This window comes from Staphylococcus sp. GDY8P120P (assembly GCF_017892065.1).
Lineage (GTDB): Bacteria > Bacillota > Bacilli > Staphylococcales > Staphylococcaceae > Staphylococcus > Staphylococcus nepalensis.
In genome coordinates this window covers 1-4,394 of sequence record NZ_JAESKI010000024.1, presented here as the reverse complement: position 1 = coordinate 4,394, position 4,394 = coordinate 1, and the positions used below count along the sequence as shown (strand labels likewise).

At 32.6% G+C, this 4,394-nt stretch carries 6 protein-coding genes and 1 pseudogene; 6 read left to right on the top strand and 1 reads right to left on the bottom strand.

The window, feature by feature from the left end; genetic code table 11:
* The 4 genes and pseudogenes from KA900_RS12635 to KA900_RS12625 all read left to right on the top strand — a co-directional run.
* Nucleotides 1-395 (top strand): annotated as a pseudogene (locus KA900_RS12635) (relaxase/mobilization nuclease domain-containing protein); the annotation flags it as partial.
* Complete coding sequence (locus KA900_RS12630; protein WP_210133590.1) at nucleotides 298-915, top strand: MATE family efflux transporter; 618 nt, start codon at nucleotides 298-300, stop codon at nucleotides 913-915. The pseudogene KA900_RS12635 and the gene KA900_RS12630, both read left to right, overlap by 98 nt.
* A gap of 92 nt (nucleotides 916-1,007) precedes the next feature.
* Entirely contained in the window at nucleotides 1,008-1,130 is a 123-nt protein-coding gene (locus KA900_RS14905; protein WP_281058969.1) for a hypothetical protein, read from the top strand.
* A 619-nt stretch (nucleotides 1,131-1,749) separates the two neighbouring features.
* Nucleotides 1,750-2,604, top strand: coding sequence for a replication initiation protein (locus KA900_RS12625; RefSeq protein WP_210133589.1), 855 nt, complete (start codon nucleotides 1,750-1,752; stop codon nucleotides 2,602-2,604).
* A 61-nt stretch (nucleotides 2,605-2,665) separates the two neighbouring features.
* Here the strand turns inward: KA900_RS12625 and KA900_RS12620 are convergent, their stop codons facing one another.
* Nucleotides 2,666-3,070 (bottom strand): plasmid mobilization protein, encoded by a 405-nt coding sequence (locus KA900_RS12620; protein WP_107360376.1) that lies wholly within the window; start codon nucleotides 3,068-3,070, stop codon nucleotides 2,666-2,668.
* A gap of 394 nt (nucleotides 3,071-3,464) precedes the next feature.
* On the opposite strand from KA900_RS12620, the gene KA900_RS12615 reads away from it, so the two are divergent.
* Nucleotides 3,465-3,848: a plasmid mobilization protein gene (locus KA900_RS12615; protein WP_150822977.1), complete on the top strand. Its 384-nt coding sequence runs from the start codon at nucleotides 3,465-3,467 to the stop codon at nucleotides 3,846-3,848.
* Nucleotides 3,830-4,394: relaxase/mobilization nuclease domain-containing protein (locus KA900_RS12610; protein WP_210139701.1), on the top strand; the 565-nt coding region annotated here is incomplete at its 3' end. The genes KA900_RS12615 and KA900_RS12610, both read left to right, overlap by 19 nt.

Below are 4,394 nucleotides of genomic sequence, written 5' to 3'. Positions count from 1 at the left end.
AATTTAACGAGTTACTTAAACCAAAAGGTGTCGAAGTCGCACGTGTGACGGATAAGACCATAACTTATAAACATCTTGAAGAAGATAAAAAAGTACGTGGCAGTAAACTTGGTAATGACTATGACAAGGAGGAGTTGGACGATGGCTTTAGACTTGAGAGACAAAGACGAAAGCAACAAGCTCAACGAGAAATTAGACCAAATCTTAAAGCAACAAAAGGAGATTGGGACGAATTTAGAGAAGAAAACGAACGACGACTTAGATCCGAGCGAGAACGAAGAGAAAATGAGCGCATTAATGCAGAGAATGAAAGACTTAGAAGACAAAGAGAACAAGAGAGTCGAACAACACAATCAGTTAATAAAAAAGATAGAGGAATCGACCTCCACCTTTAATCAAGCAAGCGATGACTTGCATGTGAGATATAAATCAGTAGCTAACGCATATTTAAATAAAATAAATACCGATAATCAAGAACAAGACTTTCAAAAAGCCCTAGACAATAAGTTTAAAAAGATAGATAACAATACAAAAACACTTATGAATGGGGTAATCGAAAGTAATAAGCAGACAAGAACAGAAATACAAGAATATAAAAAAACACTTGAAGGTAAATTTCAAGATAACGATAAATTGATAGGTAAATACAACAAATCGTTAAGTAAAATGAATCAAGGCATATTTTCTTTATTTTTTGTTGTTTTAATTGTCTCTCTAGTATCACTGATAACTGGACCAATAGGCGATATATTAATGCTTAATAGTTATGCAGAGACCATTCATGATCAAATTGTTCAAGGTGAATCTATTTGGAGATATTTAGCTTATTCATTCTATCTCATTCCGTTTATATTATTATTCTTCATTCTGTGGGCATGTACGAAGTTCATAGACGCTTTAGATAATAAATTCTAGGTATTTGTATCTAGGATTTCTAAAAGCTCTAAATACCCCCTTAAAATTCAAAATAAGGGTATATAGTATTTATAAAGTTAAGGAGTGGAAAAATGTCTAACCGTGAAAAATTAAAAAAACGAATTAGTCTTGTATTAAACTTAGCTCAAGTAATCGTTCAAGTTTGTATCGTTTATTTAGCTTATAAGCAATACAAATTATCTAAAGATTATTAATTATGATTTAAGGGTTTAGAACATGGTTCTAGGCTCTTATTTTTGTATGTGTCAACGGTAACGGAATGAACGAAGTGAATGAGTATAAGGAGTTGATACATTCTCACTACTCGCCACACTAACTGTAGTGGAATTGGACAACCTCCAATTCCCTGCAGTTTGAACGGCGAGTTCAAGAAGTTTTTTGATTTTACTTTTTTTCAAAAAAGTAATGGTTTAGGTTTTTTAAATATAAATAAATTCGATTAGAATTTATACATTGTTTTTAAGTGTTTTGAACTTGTGCATTTTGGGCTGGAACTTTTTAATATATTTTTAAAATCTTTTTAAACCCTTTTTAGGCACCCTTTTAGCCTTACTGCGAGAAGGAGTTTCAGATGGCAAAGGGGACTTTTTGTAACACCAAAAGGGACTTTTTGTAACACCAAAGGGGACTTTTTGTAACACCAAAAGGGACTTTTTGTAACAGACAGTGGGCGTTTATATTATAACGTCCCTTTCTATTCTTGATTATTGTATTATTATGGTTTATTATGGTTTTTAACAAATAAAAAAAGGGACTAACCTCTAATTAGTCCCTTTTAAAAAGATATATATACTGTATAGGAGTGATTATAACATGACTGGAGAGACTGTTGTGTACCGAAATGAAATGAATTTAGTACCTTTAAGAAAATTCACAAGTACAGAAGTCGACTTATTTTTTACATTATGCAACAAACTTAAAGAGCAAGACACACGTAAATTAGAAATACCTTTTGACGAATTAAAACATCTTAGTAATTATTATTCACGCTCACAAGAACGTTTTATCAAAGATTTGGAACATGTATACGATAAGATGTTGAACTTAACATATACAGAACATAACGGGAAATCGTTCAAGAAGTTTGTATTATTTACATCATACGAATTAAACGCAGAAGATGAATATCTAAGTATTAGTATTAATAATGATTTAAAGCATGTATTAAATTCAATTACGTCAGATTTTACTAAATTTGAACTACAAGAGATGACTTATTTAAAATCAACATATGCAAAAAATATGTTTAGATATCTAAAGCAATATAAACATACTGGCTATTTAAAAATGGATATAGAAGATTTTAAAGAGCGTTTAGATATTCCAAAATCTTATAAAATGAATGATATTAATAAACGGGTATTTAACCCTATTATCAAAGAATTAGGGGCTATATTTAAAGACCTTAACATTAATAAGATTAGCGCAAAAAAAAGTAGAAAAATTGAATGGGTAGAATTTACTTTCGAGCCTGAGAAACGCATTCATAGCAAGCGACAACCTGATATGGCGAATGTAGGTAAACCAAAGCATAATACTAGTCGTGAGATGACACCAGAATGGTTAAAAAATAAACAACATGAACAAAGTAATTCTGAAACCTTAGAATACACAGAAGAAGAACGCCGAGCGTTTTTAGAGAAAATGAACAAAAGCAAAGATGAATAAAAAAAGCCCCAACCATCACGTCTGATCGGTGGGGCTTTTTTTATTCATCTTTAATTTCCTTTCAATTTTTTTCCACATTTACATTTTTACTTTCGCTATAATTTGCCATTGCTTGCATTAAACCAAAATCCTCTTTATAGCCTTTAAAGTCAATATACCCCTTATCATTAACATACTTGATGAATCTATCTAACACTTCAATGCGTTCATTATCATATTTTTTTTGCTCTTTTAATTCTTGATTTTCAGATTTCAACGTTTCAACTTCGTTAGTATCTTCAATGGTCAATTGTTCTTTAGGCATTTCAATAACGGTTGGCTTTATTCGATTACCTAGTGCTGCTAAACGTGTATAAGCTGTTGGATTTAAATCTCTGATTTGAGCTAAAGCTCTTACTTTTTCATACTCTTCTTCGGTTAAATTGATATTTATTGTTTTGGCTTTTTTTTGGTCTTGACTTGGCATTTTTATTCCACCTTTTACTAAATGATTACTCATATAAAATAGTCTTATTTTATTGAGTTATTACTTAGTAAATACTATAACATAGGTGGAATGTATTTTTGAGTAATTACTAATAATAAACTATAAAAGTTTATTTAGTGATTACTCATTTGATACGCTCACATTTTTGAGCGTAATGGTTTAGCAAATACTCACTTGTATTTGCTATTTTTTCGCAGAAAAAATCACAGGGGGATTGGGGGCGTTTCCCCCAACAAGCAAGAAAATATTGGCACGAAGTGGCTATACTTTTCAGTGCTTGCCAAACCACTAAATAAATGATGAGGAGTTAATATTATGATATAATGTTAACTAAGAATTATTTATTATTTTACGTAGTAAAGGTGGTGGGATTGTGAACGAACACAATGATCATTTGTCGAGCGATAATGCTGTCGGGAAAAACCAAAACCCCGACCGCAAAGAGCCGAAACAAATTAGCTTTCGTGTGAGTGAATCCGAATATGAAAAGTTAAGGTCATCTGCCGAAACTTTGAATATGAGTGTGGCTTCTTTCGTTAAGAAAAAGGCACAGGGAAGTCGATTGGTAGCGCCCAAATTGGATAAAGAGACGCGACAATCGATTGCTAAAGATTTAGGGAAGTTAGGTGCGAACGTGAATCAATTAGCTAAATACTGCAATCAACATAAAGATGAATCACCTAACTATCATGCTTTGGACAAACACATTAAATCATTTAAAGAAAGGCTTGATGATATATGGCAACGGCTAAAATAAGCAGCTCAAAATCAACAAGTCGAGCGATTAATTACGCAGAAAAGCGAGCAGTAGAAAAAAGTGGTTTGAATTGCGATGTGGATTACGCTAAATCGGCTTTTAAAGCCACGAGAGAGCTTTACGACAAAACAGGGGGTAATCAAGGGCATGTAGTTATTCAGTCGTTTAAACCGGGCGAAGTGACGCCAGAACAGTGTAATCAACTCGGTTTAGAATTAGCCGAGAAAATTGCCCCGAATCATCAAGTTGCGATTTATACCCATGAAGATACAGAACATGTACACAACCATATTGTGATTAATTCAATTGACCTTGATACAGGTAAAAAATTTTATAACAACAAACAGGCATTAAAAGACATCAGACAGGCAAACGATGAAGTCTGTAAAAGTCATAATTTGTCGATTCCTGACGTTCAGGCACAAATACGCTACACACAGGCAGAACAAAACATTATGGATAAAGCAGAAGATGTAAAAGCATCATGGAAAAATCAAATTAGAATTGCGATTGAAGATACCAAAGAACATGCAACAGATTTCGAAG

Bases quoted from the DNA above. Each gene is read 5' to 3' on its own strand.
- KA900_RS12630 (WP_210133590.1), top strand. From the start codon at position 298: ATGCAGAGAATGAAAGACTTAGAAGACAAAGAGAACAAGAGAGTCGAA.
- KA900_RS14905 (WP_281058969.1), top strand. From the start codon at position 1,008: ATGTCTAACCGTGAAAAATTAAAAAAACGAATTAGTCTTGTATTAAAC.
- KA900_RS12625 (WP_210133589.1), top strand. From the start codon at position 1,750: ATGACTGGAGAGACTGTTGTGTACCGAAATGAAATGAATTTAGTACCT.
- KA900_RS12620 (WP_107360376.1), bottom strand. From the start codon at position 3,070: ATGCCAAGTCAAGACCAAAAAAAAGCCAAAACAATAAATATCAATTTA.